Origin of the sequence: Streptomyces sp. NBC_01465 (assembly GCF_036227325.1) — a bacterium.
Taxonomy (GTDB): domain Bacteria; phylum Actinomycetota; class Actinomycetes; order Streptomycetales; family Streptomycetaceae; genus Streptomyces.
The window spans coordinates 5,945,624-5,967,415 of the sequence record NZ_CP109467.1 but is presented as its reverse complement, the minus strand read 5'-3'; the positions used below and the strand labels follow the sequence as shown (position 1 = coordinate 5,967,415).

General features: G+C 70.8%; 21 protein-coding genes. 5 read left to right on the top strand and 16 right to left on the bottom strand.

Going from position 1 to position 21,792, the window contains the following annotated elements:
• Nucleotides 1-39 precede the first annotated feature (39 nt).
• The 3 genes from OG707_RS28195 to OG707_RS28185 all read right to left on the bottom strand — a co-directional run bounded on the left by OG707_RS28195 (nt 40) and on the right by OG707_RS28185 (nt 2,958).
• Nucleotides 40-1,029 (bottom strand): hypothetical protein, encoded by a 990-nt coding sequence (locus tag OG707_RS28195; protein ID WP_329123135.1) that lies wholly within the window; start codon nt 1,027-1,029, stop codon nt 40-42.
• Nucleotides 1,026-1,862, bottom strand: coding sequence for a hypothetical protein (locus tag OG707_RS28190; protein ID WP_329123134.1), 837 nt, complete (start codon nt 1,860-1,862; stop codon nt 1,026-1,028). The genes OG707_RS28195 and OG707_RS28190 overlap by 4 nt, the downstream gene beginning before the upstream one ends.
• Nucleotides 1,863-1,959: 97 nt before the next feature.
• A complete protein-coding gene (locus OG707_RS28185) occupies nt 1,960-2,958 on the bottom strand; it encodes a zinc-dependent alcohol dehydrogenase family protein (RefSeq protein WP_329123132.1) in 999 nt (332 codons plus the stop codon).
• A gap of 101 nt (nt 2,959-3,059) precedes the next feature.
• Between OG707_RS28185 and OG707_RS28180 the strand changes: the two genes are divergently transcribed.
• On the top strand, nt 3,060-4,007 hold the full coding sequence (locus tag OG707_RS28180) for an AraC family transcriptional regulator (RefSeq protein WP_329123130.1): 948 nt from the start codon (nt 3,060-3,062) through the stop codon (nt 4,005-4,007).
• 187 nt (nt 4,008-4,194) lie between these two features.
• Complete coding sequence (locus OG707_RS28175; protein WP_329123127.1) at nt 4,195-5,229, top strand: hypothetical protein; 1,035 nt, start codon at nt 4,195-4,197, stop codon at nt 5,227-5,229.
• A 6-nt stretch (nt 5,230-5,235) separates the two neighbouring features.
• Here OG707_RS28175 and OG707_RS28170 read toward each other — a convergent pair whose 3' ends face one another.
• Nucleotides 5,236-6,573, bottom strand: coding sequence for a hypothetical protein (locus OG707_RS28170; RefSeq protein WP_329123125.1), 1,338 nt, complete (start codon nt 6,571-6,573; stop codon nt 5,236-5,238).
• Nucleotides 6,574-7,024: 451 nt separating this feature from the next.
• Here OG707_RS28170 and OG707_RS28165 point away from each other — a divergent pair, with 451 nt between their 5' ends.
• Complete coding sequence (locus tag OG707_RS28165; protein WP_329123123.1) at nt 7,025-8,233, top strand: glycoside hydrolase family 64 protein; 1,209 nt, start codon at nt 7,025-7,027, stop codon at nt 8,231-8,233.
• Nucleotides 8,234-8,280: 47 nt separating this feature from the next.
• On the opposite strand, the gene OG707_RS28160 is transcribed toward OG707_RS28165, so the two are convergent.
• From OG707_RS28160 to OG707_RS28140, 5 genes are all read right to left on the bottom strand, one after another.
• Nucleotides 8,281-8,433, bottom strand: a complete 153-nt coding sequence (locus OG707_RS28160) for a hypothetical protein (RefSeq protein WP_329123122.1) — start codon at nt 8,431-8,433, stop codon at nt 8,281-8,283.
• 70 nt (nt 8,434-8,503) lie between these two features.
• A complete protein-coding gene (locus OG707_RS28155; RefSeq protein ID WP_329123120.1) occupies nt 8,504-8,833 on the bottom strand; it encodes a hypothetical protein in 330 nt (109 codons plus the stop codon).
• Nucleotides 8,834-8,908: 75 nt separating this feature from the next.
• Nucleotides 8,909-9,577 carry an ANTAR domain-containing response regulator gene (locus OG707_RS28150; RefSeq protein ID WP_329123118.1) on the bottom strand — a complete coding sequence of 223 codons (669 nt, stop codon included), beginning with the start codon at nt 9,575-9,577 and terminating at the stop codon, nt 8,909-8,911.
• A gap of 28 nt (nt 9,578-9,605) precedes the next feature.
• Entirely contained in the window at nt 9,606-9,818 is a 213-nt protein-coding gene (locus OG707_RS28145; protein WP_329123116.1) for an EF-hand domain-containing protein, read from the bottom strand.
• A 46-nt stretch (nt 9,819-9,864) separates the two neighbouring features.
• Entirely contained in the window at nt 9,865-10,788 is a 924-nt protein-coding gene (locus OG707_RS28140; RefSeq protein WP_329123114.1) for a helix-turn-helix domain-containing protein, read from the bottom strand.
• Nucleotides 10,789-10,848: 60 nt separating this feature from the next.
• Here OG707_RS28140 and OG707_RS28135 point away from each other — a divergent pair, with 60 nt between their 5' ends.
• The gene (locus tag OG707_RS28135; protein WP_329123112.1) at nt 10,849-11,502 is read left to right on the top strand and encodes a GNAT family N-acetyltransferase; all 654 of its coding nucleotides are present in this window, start codon (nt 10,849-10,851) and stop codon (nt 11,500-11,502) included.
• 12 nt (nt 11,503-11,514) lie between these two features.
• Here OG707_RS28135 and OG707_RS28130 read toward each other — a convergent pair whose 3' ends face one another.
• The 6 genes from OG707_RS28130 to OG707_RS28105 all read right to left on the bottom strand — a co-directional run bounded on the left by OG707_RS28130 (nt 11,515) and on the right by OG707_RS28105 (nt 18,106).
• Entirely contained in the window at nt 11,515-12,711 is a 1,197-nt protein-coding gene (locus tag OG707_RS28130; RefSeq protein WP_329123110.1) for a YVTN family beta-propeller repeat protein, read from the bottom strand.
• Complete coding sequence (locus OG707_RS28125; RefSeq protein ID WP_329123108.1) at nt 12,708-13,520, bottom strand: polysaccharide deacetylase family protein; 813 nt, start codon at nt 13,518-13,520, stop codon at nt 12,708-12,710. Before OG707_RS28125 ends, OG707_RS28130 begins: the two co-directional genes overlap by 4 nt.
• A 374-nt stretch (nt 13,521-13,894) precedes the next feature.
• Nucleotides 13,895-14,398 carry an ATP-binding protein gene (locus OG707_RS28120; RefSeq protein ID WP_329123106.1) on the bottom strand — a complete coding sequence of 168 codons (504 nt, stop codon included), beginning with the start codon at nt 14,396-14,398 and terminating at the stop codon, nt 13,895-13,897.
• 232 nt (nt 14,399-14,630) lie between these two features.
• Nucleotides 14,631-15,398: an enoyl-CoA hydratase/isomerase family protein gene (locus OG707_RS28115; RefSeq protein ID WP_329123104.1), complete on the bottom strand. Its 768-nt coding sequence runs from the start codon at nt 15,396-15,398 to the stop codon at nt 14,631-14,633.
• A gap of 105 nt (nt 15,399-15,503) precedes the next feature.
• On the bottom strand, nt 15,504-16,754 hold the full coding sequence (locus OG707_RS28110; RefSeq protein ID WP_329123102.1) for a L,D-transpeptidase: 1,251 nt from the start codon (nt 16,752-16,754) through the stop codon (nt 15,504-15,506).
• Between the two features lie 125 nt (nt 16,755-16,879).
• Entirely contained in the window at nt 16,880-18,106 is a 1,227-nt protein-coding gene (locus OG707_RS28105) for a L,D-transpeptidase (RefSeq protein WP_329123100.1), read from the bottom strand.
• A gap of 152 nt (nt 18,107-18,258) precedes the next feature.
• Between OG707_RS28105 and glgX the strand changes: the two genes are divergently transcribed.
• Entirely contained in the window at nt 18,259-20,514 is a 2,256-nt protein-coding gene (gene glgX, locus OG707_RS28100; protein WP_329123098.1) for a glycogen debranching protein GlgX, read from the top strand.
• Here the strand turns inward: glgX and OG707_RS28095 are convergent.
• Nucleotides 20,504-21,697 (bottom strand): hypothetical protein, encoded by a 1,194-nt coding sequence (locus OG707_RS28095; protein WP_329123096.1) that lies wholly within the window; start codon nt 21,695-21,697, stop codon nt 20,504-20,506. The genes glgX and OG707_RS28095 overlap by 11 nt on opposite strands.
• Nucleotides 21,698-21,792: the final 95 nt, after the last annotated feature.

The window sequence follows — 21,792 nt, the reverse complement described above, 5'->3', positions numbered from 1 at the left end:
TGCGGAATGGTGTGTAAAGCGCGTGCCAAGTCTGCTGTCTCAACAGGCGGGCGGCGGGACGGCGTAGGGCGGCAGGAACTCCAGGCGGATGGTGTCGGTGCGGGGGATCAGGAGGGCGGAGCCGGTGGTGGGGGTCCAGCCCTGAGGGAGAAAGACGTACTGGTCGGCGGAGTTGAGCATCAGCTTGAGGCCGTCGTAGCGGTACGGGTAGGCGGACTTGGGGTTGCGGCAGCGGGTCTCGTGGACGCCCGGTTCTTCGATGCTGAGGGCGCGGGCGCTGTAGAGCACGGTGGTGGGGTAGGCCGGCATTCCCGCCACGAATTGCTGCGCTCGGGTCCGGCCCACCGCGGAGGCGTAGTCGCTGGCGGCCCAGAAGAGGCTCAGGCCCACGAGCACGAAAAGCACGGCCCACTCGGCTGTGTCGGCCCATCCCGGGCGCGCGGCGCGGGGTGGTTCGGGTGGTGGCGGGACGGAGGGCGTGTCGTCCGTGTCGTCGTCGCGTGCGGGGTCCGGTGCGGGGGCTGGTGGGGCTGCGGCGGCGACGCGGTTCAAGTGGAGGGCGTAGCCGAGCAGGACGACGCCGGAGGCGAGGCTGAGCGGGGCGGCGACCAGGTGGTCGTTGAGAAACGTGGGGGCCAGGACGCTCCAGAATCCACCGAGGGAGAGAAGCAGTCCGGCGCCCGCCACGGCCGGGACGGCGATGCGCAGCACTTCGGGGCGGGCCCTGAATGCCAGTTGAGTACGTAACAAGGCGTATGCCCAGAAGGCCGCCAGAACCGCGGCCGCGGTCACGGTCATCGGGACGAAGAGGGCGTCCTGGCTGCGGAGGAGGTAGTCCACCGTGCTCAGACCCAGGACCGTGGAGTTGATGCCGAAGTAGTCGAAGAACCAGTAGGCGTGGAAGTAGCCGAAGAAGTAGAGCAGTGCGGTGACGAAGGTGGTGGGGGCCGCGACGGCGCCGAAGAGGGTGCCCAGGCGGCGGATGCTGACGGTGCCGGCGGGTGGGATGGGGGGTGCTTCGTCCGTCATGGACCGGCAGGGGGCGCGGATGTCGTGAGGGAGGCGGCCGGGGAGGTGGTGCCGGGTGAGGGGGACGGCGACAGCGGGGACGGCGGCGGGGAGGGCGGCGGGCACGGGAGGCCGCCGATGACGGTGACCACAGTGTTCTTGCCTCGTGCGACCACGGTGTCGCCGGCCGGTTCCGTCCGCGCGTAACCGCAAGGACTGACACCGGTGAGGGTCTCGTACCTGCGCACCAGCGTGACGCAGACCGTGTGGTCGCCGCACGCGTCCCTGAACTGGCCCTCGATGGTGGGCCAGATGCTCTCTTCGAACTCACCGTTCTCGTTGGTACGGCCCTCGGGGTTGATGGGCTTGCCCTCGAGTACGACCACCGGGATCTTCAGGGGCGATCCTGGCGCCTTGGGGCCGCCGCCACCGCCGTTGCCGCCATTGCCGCCGGGGGTTGCGCCGCCGGGCGCGCCGGGGGCTCCGCCGCCGGTGTTGCCGCTCGATGTGCCGCCGCCGGTGTTGCCGCTCGATGTGCCGCCGCCGGTGCGTCCGCCCGACGGACTCACGCCACCAGCGGCCCCTCTCCCTGTGCTGCCGCCCGGTGAACTGCTGCTCGTGCCACCGCCGTTGGCGCCCCCGGCGGTACCGCCGGGTTCCGTGCCACCGCCTGCGGCGCTCTCGCCCGTCGCCCCCTGCGCGATCGTCGCCCCCGCCTCGCCGCCCGAGCCGTTCGCGCCCCCCGGCCCGCCCTGGCCGCTGCACGCGGCCAGGGGGAGGCAGAGGAGGAGGGCGACCCCCCATGCTTCTCTGCGGGATCCGGGGCCGGTCGCGTACCGTCGTAATGCCGTCATGTCGCACCCAAGGCTGGAATATGTCGCCGTAACCCGAGAATGACACCGGTCACGGCATCCCGTCGACGCCTTTGCGGGAGTGGCAGCTCCGCTGCGGCTACAGCGTGACGACGATCTTGCCGGTGTGGGTGTTGGACTCCATCAGCCGGTGTGCGTCCGCCATGCGGTCCAGGCCGTCGAAGGTCTCGGCGATCACCGGGTTCAGGGTGCCGTCGGCGAGACCGGAGGTGATGTACGCCGCGGCGCGGCGGCGGCCCTCCTCGGTCCTGACGACGGCCGGGTTGGCGTAACCGTGCACCGTCAGGGGCCAGTTGCCGGACAGCGCCACAGGGGCCCCGGAGAGCCAGCCGTAGAGGACCAGGGTGCCGCCCGGGGCCGTGGCGTCACCGAGGGTGGCGAAGGCGGGGCCGCCGATCGCGTCGAGCACGATGTCGGCGCCGGCCGATCCGGTGAGGCGCCCGACCTCCTTCACCAGGTCCGGCTGCTCGTCGGTGACGATCACATGGGCTGCGCCCAGGTCCAGGAGCCGCTGCCGTTTGGCGGCGGTACGGGTGGTGGCGATGGGGATCGCGCCCGCGCGCCGTACGACCTGAAGGGCGGCGGTGCCGACACCGCTGGAGGCGCCGGTGATCAGCACGCGGTCGCCGGACTGCATGCCCGCGGTCCGGATCAGGGCGCCGTACGCCGTGGAGTAGGTGACCCAGACCGCGGCGGCGGTGACCGGGTCCACCTCCGGGGGACGGGCCACGACCGCCGACTCGGGAAGGAGCACCAGCTCGGCGTGGACGCCGTGGGCGGAGAGTTCGAAGTTTCCCGCCGTCATCACGGGGTCGCCGGGGGCGAATGCGGTGACACCCTCGCCGACCGCCTCGACGGTGCCCGCGGCCTCGTAACCGTTGCGGGAGGCGGGCAGGGTCGGCTGGTAGTAGTAGGTACCGGCGCGGAAGAGGGCTTCGGCGCGGTTGAGGCCCAACGCCCGGTTACGGATGAGGACTTGGCCGGGTCCCGGCGCGGGGAGCCCGAGGTCCTCGATCTTGAGGACCTCGGGTCCGCCGATCTCGTCGAACAGTACGGTGCGCGCAGTGGTGGTCGTCATGAGAGTGACGCTATGCGCGGTGCACGAGACGATCCATGGCCGAATGTCTCCCGTTCCTGTCCCATCGTCTCGGTGCGGAGCGAGTGGGCTACCGTGCGGACATGGATGTACTCAGCGACGCGATCGTGGCGATGCGGACGGGGCGGCCGCACTCCTCGCGGACCGAGCGGCACGCACCGTGGGGGATCCGCTTCCCCGACACCGGCGGGGTCGGATTCCATGTCGTACTGCAGGGGTCGGCCTGGTTGATGTCCGACGACCCCGACACCGAACCCGTACGGCTCGGCCCCGGCGACATCGCCTTCCTCGCGCACGGGCGCGGGTATGCGCTGGCGAGCGAACCAGGCGTGGCACTCGAGGAGTTCACGCTGCAGCCGGACGGATCGTGGCCCGGGCCGGCCCGGGACCGTACGCGCCCGGAACCGCCGTCCGCGGTGATGCTGTGCGGCGCCTACCAGCTGGACCGCAGCCGCATGCACCCCCTGCTGGCCGAGCTGCCCGCGGTGGTGCACCTGCCCGCGCGGTTCGGCGCGCACCGCTCGCTGCGGACGACCGTCGAACTGCTCGGCGCCGAGCTGGAGGATCCGCAGCCGGGCTCCGACGCGGTCGTCTCCACGCTCCTGGACACCCTGTTGCTGTACATCATGCGCGCCTGGTGGCTGAGCGAGCGGCACTGCGACGGACACCCGGCCGGCTGGGCCGCGGCCCTGGCCGACCCGTCGGTGGCCACCGCGCTGCGCGCCGTCCACGACGCGCCCTCGCACCCCTGGACGGTGGAGGAGCTCGGAGTGCTCTCGGGCCTTTCGCGGGCACCCTTCGCGCGGCGGTTCACCGCGACGGTGGGCATGCCGCCGCTCGCGTATCTGACCTGGTGGCGGATGACGACGGCGGGGAGGCTGCTGCGCACGGACGAGACGCCACTGCGTCAGGTGGCCGAACGTGCGGGATATTCCTCGGAGTTCGCCTTCGCCAAGGCCTTCAAACGGGAGTACGGGGTGGCGCCGGGGCAGTACCGGAAGCTTCGGGCGGACCGGCTCACCGCAGGCTGAGCCATGCGGGTCCGGCACGACCGTCCCCGCCCTTCACCCCCGTGTGAAGAGTGCGGCCCCGTCACGGCGGCATACTCCCTTGTCCTGTGCGGGCGGGGTCCGCGAAGGTGGCCGGTAGTTCGTCCGTACGGCCCTGCAAACCGCTGTCGTGTGCTGCTGGGCCCGCCAGGAACCCCAGTATTCGATCATGAACCGATCCCGCCGCCAGGAGACCCTGGCCACCTCACTCCCGGTGCTGCCCGGTGAAGCCGTGGTCGCCACCGCCTTCGGGCACCCCTCGCGCGGACAGGTCGTCTGCCCCTCCGCAGCCCTCCTCGGCGGGGCGCTGCGACGCCGCGGACTCGACGTGCGGTACGCGCCCTTCGCCGCCACCGCCGAGGGCGCCGTACCCGTCCGCGCCGTCACGTACCTGGGCCGCGACGAGACCCCCTCCGGGCTCGCCGTCGCCTGCCGCGCCGACGTCGAAGCCGAAGTCGCCGCCTGCGCCGAGGTGATGCGGACCCGGCGCATCGTGCTCGGCGCACCCGACCCCCGCTGCGAAGGCGCGCGCGAGCACGGGGCCCAGGCCGCCGGGCTCTGCCCGCTCGCGCTGTCGGCCCGCGACGAGGTGCTGCGGTTCGCGTCCCGCGGCGACACCGTCCTCGTGGTGGGGCGCGAGGGGCATGCGGTGCTGCCGGTCCTGCTGGACGCGGCACCCCCCGGCGGCGTCCTGCTCGTGGAGGACGTGGGAGGCGTGCACGACGTACGGATCGACGACCCCGCCCGGGTCGCCGTCGTCCTGCAGCCCGGACTGCCCGTGGAGGACACCGGGTCGGTGGCGGTCGCCCTGCGCGAACGCTTCCCACTGCTGGTCCCGCAGGACCCGAAGACCGTGTGCTACGCCGCCAGCGACCGGCGCTCCACCATCAGGGAACTGGCCTCCTTCTGCGACGCCCTGATCGTGGCCGGCGCCCCCGACCCCGAGGACACCGCCCTCCACGCGGCAGGCATGATCCCGCTCCACTTCGCCGCAGGCCCCGAGGACATCCGACCCGAATGGCTGGCCGGTACGGCATCGGTCGGCATCACCGCGGCCCGGGGCGCCGACCCCGCCCTCGCCCGCGAACTCGCCGCCGCACTGACCGGACTCGGACCCGCCGCAGCGGTCGAACGCCGGGTCGGAACAGTGGAGTTGTCCCCCGTCACGCCGTCCTCGACCACCATCCCGGGACGCCGCACCTGAAGCGCCTCAGCGCGCCCCCGCACCCGCCCTGGCCAGCACGTCCCGCGCCGCAGGCACCGAAGCCGCGTACGGGCGCAGCTCCCTGCGCAGAGAGCGCAGGGCGGCGTCCGCGCGCCCCGACTCCAGCATCGGGTGGTCATCGAGGAAGCCCCGCCAGTCCTCGCAGGCGTGCTCCACATGCCCCATCCGCAGCCGTATCCCGGCCAGCCGCGCCTTCGTGACCGCACGCGAGCGGCGCTCCCCCGGCGGGCGGTGCCGCAGGGACAGCGCGAGGAGTTCGGCGGCGCGCGGCAGGTCGCCGAGGAGGGCGAGGGTCTCGGACTGCTGGTGGGCGAGCGAGGCCTGGTGGTACGCACCGATGCCCGCGCCCGCCAGATCGGCCCGCGCCAACGCCCGTTCGGCAGAGGCGAGATGGGTGAGCGCGGCCCTGCGGTCGCCGGCCGCGGCGGAGGCCACCGCCAGCTGCCCGGTGAAGAACGCGACCCGCGGTCCGCCCGGCGGCGCGCTCGCCACGGCGGCTGACGCGAGCCGCAGCGACTCCGCACAATGGCCGAGCTCATGGGCCTGCACGCTCATCCCGCGCAGCGCGAGCGCGTAGCGGGCCGGGTCCCCGGCGGCGGAGGCGAGCCGGGCGGCGGCGGTGTAGTAGTGCTGCGCGGCACCCTGTAGCCGGTCGTCGAAGCACATGAACCCGGCGAGGTACGTCAAGTCCGCGGCAGCGGCCAGGAGTTGGGCGCGCACCCCGGGCGCACCTCCCGAACGCAGCCACAGCGCCATGTCCGTACCGAGGAAAGCGGCGAGGGCCTGCCGGGAGCGGCCGCCGCCGAACGCCGTGTCGGCGTCGGAGAAGACACCGAGCATGAGGGTGGCGGTGCGGACGTGGGAGCCGTCGATCCGCAGGCCTTCGGTACGGTGCTTCGACTCGGCCACCGGGGGCGGCAGTTGGGCGAACGACGGCAGCTGCGTCGCCGCCAGGCTGTATACGGTCGAGCGCAGCACGGCACGCCGCCCCGCCAGCTCTTCGAGAGGTGCCACGATGTCCTCCAGCGCGGCGGCAGCGCTGCCGGGCACCCCGCAATGCCCCGACGTCCGCGCCAGCCCCGTGTCGTCCACCGTAACTTCGCGCCGTGTCCGGCGCGAGAGCACCTCGGCGACAAATCCGGCGACCGGGGCGGGCGGGCACGTACCGGAGAGCCAGTGGGCGACGGCGGTCCGGTCGTAGTGCAGCCGCGTCCCGGCTTCGGCGGCCGCCGCGTTGACCGCGTCGGCGAGCGCCTGTCCGGTCCACCCCGACTCCCCGAGCAGCGCTCTGAGCCGGGGGTTGGGGGTCCGCGCAACGCGCACGTCTTCCTCCTCGCACGCGCCGGTGCATTCAACACCGGCACATCTTCAACAGTCCGGGGTCCGGGGACCGATGTGCGGATCGGCGCCTTCCAGGCGTAATGGAGGGCAAGGAGAATCCTTCCGCTTCCGCGGCGGATCATCCGGGGCGCGCAGAGGCATTTGCGTATGAATCCCGCACGCCCCGTGTGACCCCGCGTCACCCCTGACGGAGGTGCGCGTTCCATGAACCTGATCCGCGAGTAGCCGCCGGAGCCGGGCGGCGGCGCCACCGAGGGCCCGCCGCCGCCCGGCTTCCAGCTGCGAACAGCGGCGAACTCAGCACCACAGCCATCAAGTTGTGAAGGAACGAAATAATTGAGAGCGCTCTCAGTCACAGGTATTGACCTCATCTCCGGGTCTCGCAACAGTGTGGAACGCACCTCCCCCACCCCCCACACCACAGGAGACGTGCGTGATATCCCGCAGACTGTTCCTGACCGGCACCGCCGCCGCGGCCGCAGCGCTCACCTACCCCACCTGGAGCGCCACCGCCTCGGCCGCAACCTGTGAACTCGCCCTGGAGAACAAGTCGTTGCCCGGCAACGTCAACGCCTACGTCACGGGCCACGAGCAGGGCACCGACCGCTGGGTCCTCCTGCGCGCCGACGGCAGCGTCTACCACCCCGACTCCCCCGGCGCCCCGCAGACCCCGCTCCCCGTCGACTGCGCGATCCCCCTCAAGGGGGCCGGCGCGGGCCCCGTCGTCCTGACGCTGCCTCAGATGTACGGCGCCCGCGTCTACTTCGTACGCGACGACACCCTCTCCTTCTACCTCAACCCCGGCCCGTCCCTCGTCGAGCCCGCCTTCGCGACCTCCACCGACGCGAACTACGGCCGCACCTGGTCGTTCTGCGAGTTCACCTTCAACCCCGACCAGCTCTACGCCAACATCTCCTACGTCGACCTGGTCACCGCACTCCCCATCGGCCTCACCCTCACCGGCACCGAGACCCACACCGTCGCCCCGCTCCCCGACGGCGCCGTGGACCGCATCGCCGCCGACCTGACCGCCCAGGCCGCCAAGGACGGCCAGCCCTGGGACCAACTGGTCATCCGCGCCGCCGACGGAAAGGTCCTGCGTGTCATCTCCCCGCAGAACCTGATGGCCCCGTTCTTCGACCGCCCCGACCAGATGCCGTTCCGCGACCTGTGGACCGCGTACATCGACCAGGTCTGGGAGAAGTACCGCTCCACCGACCTCGCCATCGACCTGCAGGGCGGCCGCGGCACCGTCACCGGACGGGTCAGCGGCGACACCCTCACCTTCATCGGCGGGCACACCTTCACCAAGCCCGTCTCCAAGGACGTCTTCACCTGCAACCACGGCCCGTTCACCAACAACCCGGCCGACTCCGACGACAAGAAGGCGATCCTCGCCCGCCTCGCTGCCGGCTTCAACCGCTCGATCATGCTGACCCACCCCACCCAGCCGAACGGCACCACCACCGCCGACTACTACCAGGGCGACATCACCAACCACTGGTCACGCGTGGTCCACGCCAACTCCCCCATCGGCTACGCCTTCCCGTACGACGACGTACGCCCCGACGGCCAGCCCGACGTCTCCGGCGCCGCCCACGACGGCAGCCCGGTCCGCTTCACGGTCACCGTCGGCGCGTGAGGGACGCGGGGCCCGGCGGACACACGGCCCGCCGGGCCCCGCTCGCCCTACATCTCCTTCTCGCCCCGCTCCTCCCGCGCCTCCTCGGCCTCGGGCTCGGCGGCCTTCTCCGGTACGGGACCGGTACGCGGCGGCGGGGTGAAGCGCGCGGCCTCGGCGCGCAGCATGGCGTTCAGCGCCGCAAAGGGGTCGATGGGCATGACAGAACCGTCCTTGGTGCCAGGTGCATGTGTGTGGGGGGCACTTCCGCTGTCCGAGGGCACGGGCCTCTCAGCAGCGCAGCACCACACAGCACACGGCCCGCAGAGCGGTGGCACTGGAGATCAGGCCCGGCGCACGTACGGCATCGAGCGCGTACGGAACCGGAATCGCGGCCGGCCCCTCGACAACCGGCCGCAGCGGACAGAACGGCCCGCGCCGGCCGGGCGCGTGCACCGGGGCGGCGGACTCCGCATGGGGTTCGCTCTCGCAGCCGGCGGCGTACGAGGACTCCGCGGCGGTCCGCACATCGCGCCCCGGCTCCACCGCGGCATCGTGCGCGAGCAGCCCGAGGAACGCCACCATCAGCGCCACCAGGACGGGCCGGACCGCGATCACCATGGATCTGTCGTATCCCGGACGGAGCGAGGGCACACCCGAGAGACCTGCAGGTTCACTCGGATTAGGGCACGGGGATCAGTCGGCTGCCGGATCCAGGACCAGCTCGCGGTCCACGACCGCCTGCGCCACACCCCGCAGCTTCAGGCGCCGCGACCGCGCATAACCGCGCAGGACGTTGAAGGCCTCGTCGGGAGCCACCCCCAGCTGTGCCGCGAGCATCCCCTTGGCCTGCTCGATGACGATCCTGCTGCTCAGCGCCTCGTTCAGCTGCCCGGTGGTCTGCCGCTCCTGCTGCAGCTCGCGGAACTGCGTCAGCAGCAGTACGGCGAGATCCCCGAGATGCTGCGCCGAGTCGACCTCGCACGTCGACAACTCGCGCTCGGCGCACAGCAGTTGCAGTACGGCAACGGGGTCCGAGCCCTCCGTCCCGTGCAGCGGCAGCAGCGTGGCTGTGGTCCTGCCCTCCGCCAGGGCGCGCCCGGCGAACTCGGGCCAGCGCTCCTCCTGCTCCCGCAGGTCCACATTGACCAGCGCGGCGTCCTGGTCGAGGCACTCCTCCCCCGGACCGCCGCTGTCGGTGGCCTCGGCGAGCAGCACGCTCGCCGAGGCCACCGACAGCAGGTCGGCGCAGTAATCACTCAGCTGGCGCATGAGATAGGGCGCCTGCTCCTCGTCGGCGGCGAGCGCAGCGAGGCCTACGGCGCTGCTCATCCAGCGCTGTGCCTGTCCGTGTAACGGCTCCATGGCACGGCAGATTACCGAGAGTTGACCACTACTTGTTGAGAGCAGCCCAGAACTCTTCGAAAGAGAGCTTGCCGTCGCCGTTGCCGTCCTTGGCCTTGATGATGGCCTGGGCCACGGTCTCGGTGACGTTGAAGTCGCCGAGCTGCGCCATGACGCTCTTGTACTCGGCTGCCGTCACCCGGCCGTCGCCGTCGACGTCGAGCCGCCCGAACGCCTTGCGTGCCTCTTCGATGTCCGCCACTGGGTCCACCCCTTGTCCGATGTCGTGCTTTTTGACGCTGGTCAGATTAACCGGCGTGGTGAGCGCGGAGTGCAGCGGCCAGCCAACCGAAGTCCTCGTGGTGCCGGGGCTGGGGTGTGCGGCCGTTGATCACCGCCGTGAGCTGCCGGTAGCGGTCGGCGTCGGTGAAGGTGGAGCCCTCGATGCGGTGCAGTACGGCAGCCAGGTCCGCGTCCCCGCCGAGCAGGCGGTGCAGGACCTCGACGGCCTCCGGGGACTCGGGGGCGATGCCCTGTTCGCGGGCCTCGCCGACCACCTGCACGACCCGTGTCGCGAACCACTTGAACGCCCCGGGCTCCTGCCCGGGCCCCTCCGCGGCCCGCCCCTGTGCGTTGAACTCCACCATCTGCCGCATCTGCTGCCGGAATGCAGGGTTCTGTACCAGTTCGGCCAGCTCCACCCAGGCGTCGACCTGCTCGGGGGTCGGGTCGTCGGGCAGGTCGACCGCGGAGTGCTCGGCGCGCTCCCTGATCAGCGGGTCGGCGTCGATGCCGCCGAAGATCTCGTCCACGAAGTCGTCGACGATCTGCTTGCGCTCGGCTGCCGAGAGCCGTGCCAGTTTGTTCATGAGTGCCATCTCCTCGGTTCCGGATTTCCTCTTCGCGACGGTCGACAGGACGGCCCGGTTCAGCCGGAGCGTGCGGATCTGCGCGTCCAGGGCCGCCACATGGGCGGCGGCCACGGCCGCGAGGTCGCGCTCGCCCTCCACCACCCGCTGTACGTCGTCCAGGCCGAGCCCCAACTCCCGCAGTGTGCGGATGAGTTCGAGGCGGGCCAGGGACTGTGCGTCGTACAGCCGGTAGCCGCCCGCCGACCGGCCGACGGGCGGCAGAGCGCCGATGTCGGACCAGTAGCGGATGGTGCGCACGGAGAGTCCCGTGCGCCGGGAGAGCTGCCCGATGGTGAGCTGTTCGGGGCCTTCGTCGATCATGTCTCTGAGTGTCTGCCTTCCAGTCGGTGGAGACTCAAGCCGAGGAGAGGGACGGATTCCATGGGTGACTCACTGGCCGGCATTCTGGCAGCGGCGGCGCGCGGGCGGTTCCCGCCGATGGACGGCGCGGTGACGGTCCTCGGGCAGCCCGGCGCACGGGACGCCGGGGTACTGGCCTTCACCGCGCACTCGGTGGTCTTCACCGACGAGGATCCGCAGTGGGTACGGGAGGAGCTGGCGGCGGCGCGGAGCGATGCGCTGGCCGCCGCGATGAACCCGGGGTTCCTGGCGGCGCTGCTGACCCGGACAGGACGCCGCATGGACACCATCGACCTGCTCACGGTCGCGCCCGCGCTGCCGGGCGAGCCGGATCTCGTACTGAAGGAGATCGAGGACCAGGACCATCCGCGCGTGGTGACCTCGCGCAGGCGGCGCGACGGGGTGCGGGTGTGGGCGGCCGACGGCGGGGTCGTGGTGCTCGGCCGGGGTGTGGCGGGCCGCTGGGAGGCCGCGATCGAGGTGGACAAGTCGGCGCGGGGGCGGGGGCTCGGCGTACGGCTGGCGGTGGCGGCGCGGCATCTCGTACCGGACGAGGTGGTGTGGGCGCAGCAGGCGCCCGGCAACGCGCGCAGTGTGCGGGCGTTCCAGGCGGCGGGGTACCGGGCGGTGGGGTCGGAGGCGCTGATGTTGCCGGAGAGCGTCAGCGCCCCCTGAACCCGTGCGTGGCTACCGGAAGATCCCCGTGTGCCCCAAGGAGTACCGCCCCGGCTGCGGATACACCGCAAGCCCGTGCGGGCCGTCGCCGACCGGGATGCGGGCGAGCTCCTTGCCGGTGACGGTGTCGATCGCGTACACCTCCGCGTTGTAGCGGCCCGACAGCCAGAGCACCTTGCCGTCCGCCGAGACGCCGCCCATGTCAGGGCTGCCGCCGTCGGGGAGGTGCCACTTCTTCGTGAGGCGGTTCTTCGGGAAGTCGAAGATGGAGATGGTGCCCTCGCCGCGGTTGGAGACGTACATCTCCTTGGAGTCGCGGCTGACGTACAGCCCGTGGCAGCCCTTGCCGGTGGGCAGCAGCTTCGGGGTCGTGAACTTGTCGCCGTCCAGGACCCACATCCCGTTGGCCATCATGTCGGCGATGTAGAAGGTCTTGCCGTCGGGCGAGATCTTCACGTCCTGCGGCATAGCGCCCTGGAAGGGAAGCCGCTGCTGGCCGACGATCTTCATCTTCTCGGTGTCGACCTTGAGGAGTTCGCCGGAGAACTCGCAGGAGACGATGAAGTACCGGCCGTCGGCGGAGAAGTCCGCGTGGTTGACGCCGTAGCAGGTGACCGGGACGGTCTTCTCGCGGCTCATGGTGTGCGCGTCGCGGAAGACCAGTTCGCGGTCGAGCGAGGCCATGACGATCGCGTACTTGCCGTTGGGCGTGAAGTAGAGGTTGTACGGGTCGTGGACGTCGACCGTCTTGCCCGCGCGGCCCGTCATCGGGTCGATGGGGGTGAGGGTGTTGCCGCGGTCGTTGTTGACCCAGAGCGTCTTCATGTCCCAGGAGGGGACGACGTGTTGGGGCTGTTCGCCGACCGGGATCGTCTCGATGACCTTGTACGTCTTGGGGTCGATCACCGAGACGGTGTTGGAGTTGGTGTTGGGGACGTAGACCCGCGAGGGGTAGTTCTTGACGACCGGCGAGAGCGCGTTCGGGCGGTCGGCGGCGTAGACGTCCTTGGCGTCGAGGACCGGCGGCATCCCGGGCAGTCCGGCCGGGATCGCCTTCTTGCCCTCGGCGGCGGGCCGGGCGGGGGCCTGTTTGGTGGCGGCGAGCGCTTCGGGCTTGCTCTTCTCCGCGGGGGTGGAGCAGCCGGCGAGCGCGGCAAGCAGGACGCAGGCCGAGGCGAGCAGGGTGGCGCGGGTGCGCTGGGCGGTCATGAGGCGAGCAGCTCCGTGGTCGTCACCGCGTGCAGTCCGCGGCGGGCGAGTGTGTCGAGGACGGCGGGCAGGGCGGCGACGGTGTCCTGGTAGCCGAAGTGCAGGGAGACCACGGACCCGTTGCCGACCCGGTCGGCGACGTTGCGGGTGACGGCGTCCGCGCCCGGCGAGGTGTAGTCGAGGGAGTCCACGTCGTACGAGAGGACGTGGGGGTATCCGGCGCGGCGGGCCAGCTTCTGGACGAGCGGGGTCGCGTACTGGGTGCGCGAGGGGCGGAACCAGGTGCCGATGGACCCCGTCAGGCGGCGCAGGCGGTCGGCGCAGCCGGTGATCTCCGCGTACGCCTCCTGCTCGGACATGGCCGAGATGGAGATGTGGTGGAGGGTGTGGTTGCCGAGGTCGTGGCCGCCGTCGAGGATGCGGCGGGCCATCTGCGGCTGTTCGTCGAGCCAGGTGCCGACGGCGAGGACGGTGACGCGGGCGCCGGCGCGTTCGGCCTCGGCGAGTACGGCCTTGGCGACGGCGGGGTCGCCCTGGCCGTGGAAGGTGAGCGCGACCTTGGGGCGGTCGCGGGGGCCGTGCTCGATCTGCTCGGGCTGTCCGGGGAAGGCGCGGGGGGCCGGGGCGGGGCGTGGGGATGCGGTCGGTGGGGGCTTCCGGGACGGGGCGGGGGGCGCGGAGGCGGGGCGTGCGGCTGCGTGCTGGGCGGGGTCGGACTCCGTACAGCCTGCTGCGAAGGCCCCCGCGATGGCCGCGCCCGCTCCGGCGCGCAGTGCGCTGCGGCGGTCGATCTCAGTCACAACAGCCATTTAAGGGGCGGAAGGGGAGGAAGATCTTGATTGAGCCGGTTCAGGGCCCTGCGCGTCGACGGCGGTCCGGGCAATTACTCGCCGGATCGGATATTCATTCATCGTTTACCAGGTGAGTGGCCGACGTCACCTACGATTCACATCTAAACTGTGATGGTATGCGGACTTTTGTCCGAGTAGGGACTTTGGTACTCGGCGGGCTTCTCTGCCATAGTCGAGTCATCGACCCCCATTGACCCGGGCCAGGTCGTCCAAAGCCGCCGTGGAAACACCCCCCATTCCACGGCGCTCCACAGAAGCCCCCGCAGCGCCGTAACCCGGCCGACCCGGGGGCTTCTGCGTGGGCGGGTTTTCAGCGGTGGTTCAGCGGTGCTTCAGCGGTCGGAGACGCGCATCTCGAACCAGGTGGTCTTGCCGCGCGGCAGCAGGTCCACGCCCCAGCGGTCGGAGAGCTTGTCGACGAGGAAGAGGCCGCGGCCGCTGGTGTCCAGTTCGTGCACCGGCATCAGACAGGGCAGGCCGCGGGACGGGTCACGGACCTCGATACGGATCCAGCCCCGGCGGCGCAGCATCCGTAACCCGAAGGCGCGGGCGCCGGTGTGGCGTACGGCGTTGCCCACGAGCTCGGAGACGAGTAACACCGCGTGTTCGGTGGTCTGCGGGGAGAGGCCCCACTGGCGCAGCACGACGCACTGGGCGAGCCGGCGCGCGGTCGCAGCGGACTCCGGGCGCGAGGGAAGACGCACCTCGCCGTCCGTCGGGTTTCCGAACAACTCAAGGGCTTTCAGGCCCTGTTCGTCCTCGACGGCAGGTATCCACCGCGCCGCGGTCGCGTTACCACGCTGCCGCGGCTGCTCCACACCCTCCAGGCCCGCCATGGGTCCATCATGGCCGCAGAATGCGGGCCCTGGGGGTGATCCGGAGGAATCGGTATCCCGGAGTAACACCCTCCAGAGGCGTCGATCGGCATATGACAGAGGCAGGCAGCACCCTGATTTGTCCGCCCTGACCTGCGATGACACCGCGCGCACGAGTGATCACCATGAGTATGGGGCGGCTGCACCTTAAGGCTCTCTTAAGGTGCAGCTAATACTCCCAACTGGTGAACGGCTACTGGAACTTCGCCTTGCCAGGACCCTCTTCCACGAAGCTGCGCATCCCGCGCTCGCGGTCCTCGGTCGCGAACAGGCCTGCGAACCAGGTGCGTTCGACCGCGAGCCCGGTGTCGATGTCCGTCTCCAGGCCCGTGTCGATCGCCTCCTTGGCGGCGCGCAGCGCGATCGCGGGGCCCTGGGCGAGCCGGGCGGCCCAGGCGTGCGCCTGCTCGTACACCTCGGCGGCCGGCACGACCCGGTCGACCAGGCCGATGGCCAGGGCCTCGTCCGCCTTGACCATACGGCCGGTGAAGATGAGGTCCTTCGCCTTGGAGGGGCCGACCAGACGGGCCAGGCGCTGGGTGCCGCCCGCGCCGGGGATCAGGCCGAGGAGGATCTCGGGCTGCCCGAGCTTGGCATTGTCGGCGGCGATGCGGAAGTCCGCGCAGAGCGCCAACTCGCAACCGCCGCCCAGCGCGTAGCCGGTGACGGCGGCGACGACGGGCTTGGGGATACGGGCCACTGCGGTGAAGGAGTCCTGCAGCGCCCGGGAGCGTACGACCATCGCCGCATGGTCCATCGCCTGCATCTCCTTGATGTCCGCTCCGGCGGCGAACACCTTCTCGCCGCCGTAGACGATCACCGCACGCACGTCGTCTCGGCGCGTGGCCTCCTCGGCGAGCTCGCGCAGCCGGTCCTGGGTGGCGACGTCGAGGGCGTTCATCGGGGGGCGGTCCAGGCGGATGGTGCCGACGCCTTCGGAGACTTCGAGATTCACAGTCATACGGCCACGTTAACGGTCGGGGGGTCTGGGGGCTCCCCCAGAAAGCACAGTCACAGAAGGGCCCGGTGCCGTTGGTCACAGCACCGGGCCCCCGTACAGGACTGCTTACTTGGTCCACTCCGACCAGGACATGTTCCAGCCGTTGAGGCCGTTGGCCGGGTCGACCGTCTTGTCGTGGGTGTTCTTCACGACGACGACGTCGCCGACCATCGAGTGCTCGTAGAACCAGGCCGACGGGGAGCCGTTGCTGCCCCCGCCCCGCACGTCGCGCAGGCCCACGCAGCCGTGGCTGGCGTTGTAGTTGCCGAAGGCGCCGCCGCCCCAGTAGTTGCCGTGGATGAAGGTGCCGGAGTCGGTCAGGCGCTGGGCGTGCGGGACGTCCTTGATGTCGTACTCGCCGCCGTAGCCGACCGTCTCGCCGTTCATCCGGGTCACCGGGAGGCGCTCGCTGATGACCATCTGGCCCTGCCAGGTCTCGTAACCCGGCTTGCCCGTGGTGATCGGGATCTTCTTGTAGACGCTGTTGTCGCGCACCACGGTCATCATGTGGGTCTTGGCGTCGACGGTGGAGACCTGGCTGCGGCCGACCGTGAACTTCACGGTCTTGATCTGCTTGCCGTAGACACCGGGACGGCCCTCGACGCCGTCGAGGTTCAGCTTCAGCGTGACCTTGGTTCCCGCCGCCCAGTACTTCTCGGGGCGGAAGTCCAGGCGGTCGTTGCCGAACCAGTGGCCCTCGACCGGCACGGCGGGATCGGCCGTCACCTTGATCGCGTTCTTGACCGCGTCCGGGTGCGTGATGCCGCGCGTGAAGCGGATCGAGACCGGCATGCCGACGCCGACCGTGGCGCCGTTCTCCGGCGTGTACTGACCGATGAAGGTGTTCTTCGGGACGAGCGTGGTGAAGGTCGTGTCCTTCGCCGACTCACGGCCCTTGGCGTCCTTGGCGACCGCGTGGACCTTGAACTTCGTCGAGGCCGGCAGATGTCCCGTCGGCTCCCAGCTCGCACCCGTCGCGGCGATGGTGCCCGCGACCGCGTTGCCCTTGGTGTCCTGGACGGTGACCGCGGTCAGCTTGCCCTGGTCCGCGGTGATCTTGAGGACGCCGCTGGTGGCCACCGAGTCGGCGCCGTCCTTGGGGGTCACGTTCACGACGGCGACCGACGGAGTGTTCTCGTCGACCTTCTTGCCGGCGTTCTGCTTGCCCTTGCCGCCGGTGTCCCCGCCGCCGGATCCGCCCCCGCTGCCGCCGCACGCCGTCACCAGGAGCAGGAGCGCTCCCAGTACCAGTGCCAACAGGCCCCTGCGCCTGCGCCGCCCCCCGGCCGATGTCCCCGAAATCGGCTGCACGTTCACGTGGTTCTCTCCCCTCGCACGGCCTGGCCTCACCCCGGCTCGTACCCACCGCGCGATGAATCCCGCGCGTCTCGCGAAAGATAATCACATCGCGGACGCGCGGAACTCCCCTCCTATGTCACCGTTCAGTTCCAACCGAGGGCCGATCCGGCCTTCCACTGGCCCCAGTCCAGATTCCACCCACCGAGGCCGTTGTCCGGCGCGACCGTTTTGTCATGGGAATTGATGACCTCGACGACATCTCCGACGAGGGTCCGGTCGAAGAACCAGCCCGCCGGGGTGTCGGAGCTGCCGCCCTTCACATCGCGCAGCGAGACGCAGCCGTGGCTGGTGTTGGCGGAGCCGAACGTGCCCGAGGACGCCCAGTAGTTGCCGTGCAGGAAGGTCCCCGAATTGGTCAGCCGCATCGCGTGGGGCACGTCCGGGATGTCGTACTCGCCGCCGAAGCCGACCGTCTGGCCGTTCATGCGCGTCACGTCGTAGAGCTCGGAGACGACCATCTTCCCGTTGTACGTCGTCCGGCTCGGGGCGCCCGCCGTGACGGGCAGCGTCTGCAGTACCTTGCCGTCCCTCCGTACGGTCATGGTGTGCGCGTCGGCGTCCACCGTCGACACCTGGGAGCGGCCGACCGTGAAGCCGACGGTCTTCTGCTGGATGCCGTACACACCGGTCGCCGCCTGTACGTCCCGCAGCCGCATGTCGATGCTGACCTTGGTGCCCGGCTTCCAGTACTGCTCCGGGCGGAAGTCCAGGCGCCGGTCGCCGAACCAGTGGCCGACCACGTCCACCGGCGGCTGCGAGGTGACGCGGATGGCGCGCTCGACGGCCGCGCGGTTCTCCACGGACCGGTTGAAGTCGAAGGAGACGATCATTCCGGTGCCGACCGTGGAGTTGTTCTCGGGCTTGAAGTAGCCGATGAAGCGGTGCTCGGGGACGTACGTGGTGAAGGTGGTGTGCCGGGCCTGGCGGTGACCCGTGCCGTCCTCGGCGAGTGCGTCGACCGTGTACTTGGCGGCGAGCCGCAGCCCGTTGTCGGTGCTCGGCCCCACCGGGTGCCAGCTGCGGCCGTCGTCGGAGATCGCGCCCTTGATCTCCTGCTCCTTGGCGTCCCCGACCTGCACGACCCGTACGCGCTCGAGATGCCCGTCGGGGACGCTCACCTCGACCCTGCCGTCCTGCCGTACGCCCTGCGCCCTGTCCAGGGGCAGGACGCGGATCGCCTGCTCGGGTGTGCGCGGTTTCGCGTCGGCTCCCGCACCCCCTGCCGTACATCCGGCCAGTGAGGCCATCAGTCCTGCCCAAACCACTGCGGCGGCGACGCCCGCCCCTGCCCGCTTTGCCAGTTGTCTCACTCCCGCTCCAACGACCGGCCCCCTGCAGGGGAAACGTGAGGAGAGGGGCTGTTGCGGGCAGAACAGTGGGAGGACAACGCGAGGGGAGCCGCGGCCGGGACGCCGTGCGCCCTCGGCACGGTGAGTCCTGATGAGCCGCGGGAGGCTGAGAAGTGTCGAGCGCAGCCGAGCAGGAGGCCGTACCAGAGGCCGTGCAGAGGGATGCCGGCGACCGGCTCTCACCGGTCAACGGGCGTCAGAACGGGGGTAGTCGGCGGCACGGGCCCGCCGTGTGGCCGGGTGCGCCGACCCCGCTCGGGGCGCGCTACCGGGTCGGCCCCGACGGTACGGCGGGCACCAACTTCGCGCTCTGGGCGGGCGGTGCGGACTCCGTCGAGCTTTGCCTCTTCGACGCCTCGGGGCGCGAGACGCGCTGCGAACTGACCGAGCTGGACCACGAGATCTGGCACGGATTCGTCCCCGGCGTGCTGCCGGGACAGCGTTACGGATTCCGGGTGCACGGCCGCTGGGACCCGTGGACCGGGGCCCGCTGGAACCCGGCGAAGCTGCTCCTCGATCCCTACGCGCGGGCGGTGGACGGGGACTTCAGGCTGCCCGCCGAGGTCTACGGGCACGTACGCGACTGGCCGCAGCAGCATGTGGCGGACACCGTGCGCGACGAGCGGGACTCGGCTCCGCACGTGCCCAAGGGTGTGGTGGTCCATGACGACGACGACTGGTCCGACGACCACCGGCCCAAGACGCCCTGGTCGGACTCCGTCATCTACGAGGTGCACGTACGGGGATTCACCAAGCGGCACCCCGGGATCCCGGAGGAACTGCGCGGAACGTACGCGGGTCTCGCCCACCCGGCGGCGATCGAGCATCTGACCTCGCTCGGCGTGACGGCCGTCGAGCTGCTGCCGGTGCACCAGTTCGCGCACGAGGACCATCTGCTGCGGCGCGGGCTGAAGAACTACTGGGGCTACAACTCCATCGGCTACTTCGCCCCGCACGCGGGCTATGCGGCGTCCGGTACGGCAGGACAGCAGGTCGGCGAGTTCAAGAAGATGGTGCGCGCGCTGCACGCCGCCGGCATCGAGGTCATCCTCGACGTCGTCTACAACCACACGGCGGAAGCAGGCGAGTTGGGGCCGACGCTGTCGCTGCGCGGCATCGACAACCGCGGCTACTACCGCCTCCAGAGCGACGCCCGCCGCTACACGGACTACACCGGCTGCGGCAACACCCTCCATGTCGTACAGCCGCACGTCCTGCGCCTCATCACCGACTCTCTGCGCTACTGGGTCACCGAGATGGGCGTCGACGGCTTCCGCTTCGACCTGGCCGCCGCGCTCGCCCGCTCCATGCACGACGTCGACATGCTCTCGCCGTTCCTCGCGGTCATCGCCCAGGACCCGGTGCTGCGGCGCGTGAAGCTGATCGCCGAGCCGTGGGACGTCGGCAACGGCGGCTACCAGGTGGGCGCCTTCCCGCCGCTGTGGACGGAGTGGAACGACCGGTACCGCGACGCCGTACGGGACTTCTGGCGCGGCGCGCTCCCCGACGTACGGGACCTCGGCTACCGGCTGTCGGGCTCCAGCGACCTCTACGCCTGGGGCGGCCGCCGCCCGCAGGCCTCCATCAACTTCATCACCGCGCACGACGGTTTCACCCTGCGCGACCTGGTGAGCTACGAGCGCAAGCACAACGAGGCCAACGGCGAGGGCAACCGGGACGGCACCGGCAACAACCGCTCCTGGAACTGCGGCGTCGAGGGCGAGACCGCCGACACCCGCATCAACGCCCTGCGCCGCCGCCAGCTGCGCTCACTCCTGGCCACCCTGCTGGTGTCGACCGGTGTGCCGATGCTGGTCGCGGGCGACGAGATGGGGCGCACCCAGGGCGGCAACAACAACGCCTACTGCCAGGACAACGAGGTCAGTTGGATCGACTGGTCGCTGCTGGACGAGCCGGGCCCGCGCACCCTCCTCGAACTCACCCGCCGCCTCCTCGCCCTGCGCCACACCCACCCGGTGCTGCGCCGCCGCGCCTTCTTCTCCGGGCGGGCGCAGGCGGCGGACGGGCTGCGGGACCTGGCGTGGTTCACCCCGCGCGGGACGGAGATGACCGAGCGGGACTGGTACGCCCCCGCCGACACGCTCGGCCTCTATCTCTCCGGTCGCGACATCCCGGGCCGGGACGCCCGGGGCGAGGAGATCACCGACGACAGCTTCCTGACGATCCTGCACGCGGCGGACCGCCCGGCGAGCTTCCTGCTGCCCGGGGCGCCGTGGGCGGATGCGTACGAGCTGATCGTCGACACGTCCAGGGAGGAGCAGACGGCCGCGCCCGCGACGCTGCACCGAGGGGGCGCCTCGATCAACGTGCCGGCGCGGTCCGTGCTGCTGCTGAAGGTCAGGACGTGAGGTAGCAGGTGTAGTCCCCGTCGATGGAGGTGCCTTCGCCGGAGGAGACCGTCGCGGAACCGGCGACGTCGTACGTGCCTCGCGGACGCGCCTCGCGGGTCCAGGCCGTCGGGGCCGACTGGAACTTCTGGTCGCACTGCTGGCGGGCCAGGGCGAAGCCGTCGTCGTGGGTGAGCGTGGTCTTCGACGACTTGTGGACGCTCACCTGCCCGAACACCCGCAGGTCGTGCCGGTCCCCGCAGTCGACCGGACGCACCAGCATCGAGTCGTCCAGGCCGGTGTCGTTCGTGGCACAGCGGCCCCGCTTCAGCGACTGCACATCGGCGAGCACCTTGTCCGCGATCGCCACGTGCTTGCCGGAGGCGATCGTGTACGGGACCTTCTCCCCGAGCCGGGACAGGGTGTACTCGGCCCGCAGGGACGTCACCTTGCTCAGCCGGTGGTCACGGTGCAGGACCTTCAGGAACGGCGCGAGGTCGGCCGACGCGTGCGTCAGCCTGCCCCGGGCGTCGAAGTCGGCGGTCACGGTGACGGTGCCCGCCGCTCCCGGTACGAGGGTGGACATCGATGCGGGGAGCAGGCTCACCGCCAGCGCGGGCGCGATGTCCTCCCGGTAGCGGCGGGCGCCGCCGTCGAGTCGCTGGGGCTGGTGGCGAGGGATGGTGTACCGGACCACGTCGGCGAGTGTGCCGCCGTAAGGGGCGGACTTCCCGGCGTGGGCGAACACGTCCGCCGAAGCCTCGGAGAAGGTGTGGGCCGCCGAGGAGCGGTAGCGCAGCCAGCCGTCGTTGCGGGTCCTGTAGAGGACGTCCTGCCCGTCGACCGCGAAGGTCTCACGTGTGGAGGCGCCGATGAGCTCCGCGTCCTTCGCGGGGAAGGCGTGCGGCACCTTCACCGTGCGGTCGGCCTGGGCCGTGCGGTGCGCGAAGTCCTGGCTGCCGGAGGTGGTGTCCACCGCCTTGCCGGAGTGCGTCGTGTACTCGAGCGAGGAGACGAACCGGGATGAACCAGACTTGCTGGTGGCGAGGAGCGCCGCGGAGAACTGCTGCACCAGCGGCTTCTCGTACACCGACACCTCCTTCGGTGCGGCCGCCTTCCCGTCCCCGCCGCCCTGGCAGGCGGCGGCGCCCGCCAGTAGCGGCGCAGCCGCGAGCAGCGCTCTCCAACGTACCGATCTGTTCATGCTTCCCGCCCCTTGTGTGTTTGCTGTGAACAGCGTGCACACGGCAAAGAGGTCTGGACCAGCACGATCGAGTCACGAAACACCCAGGTCAGGTG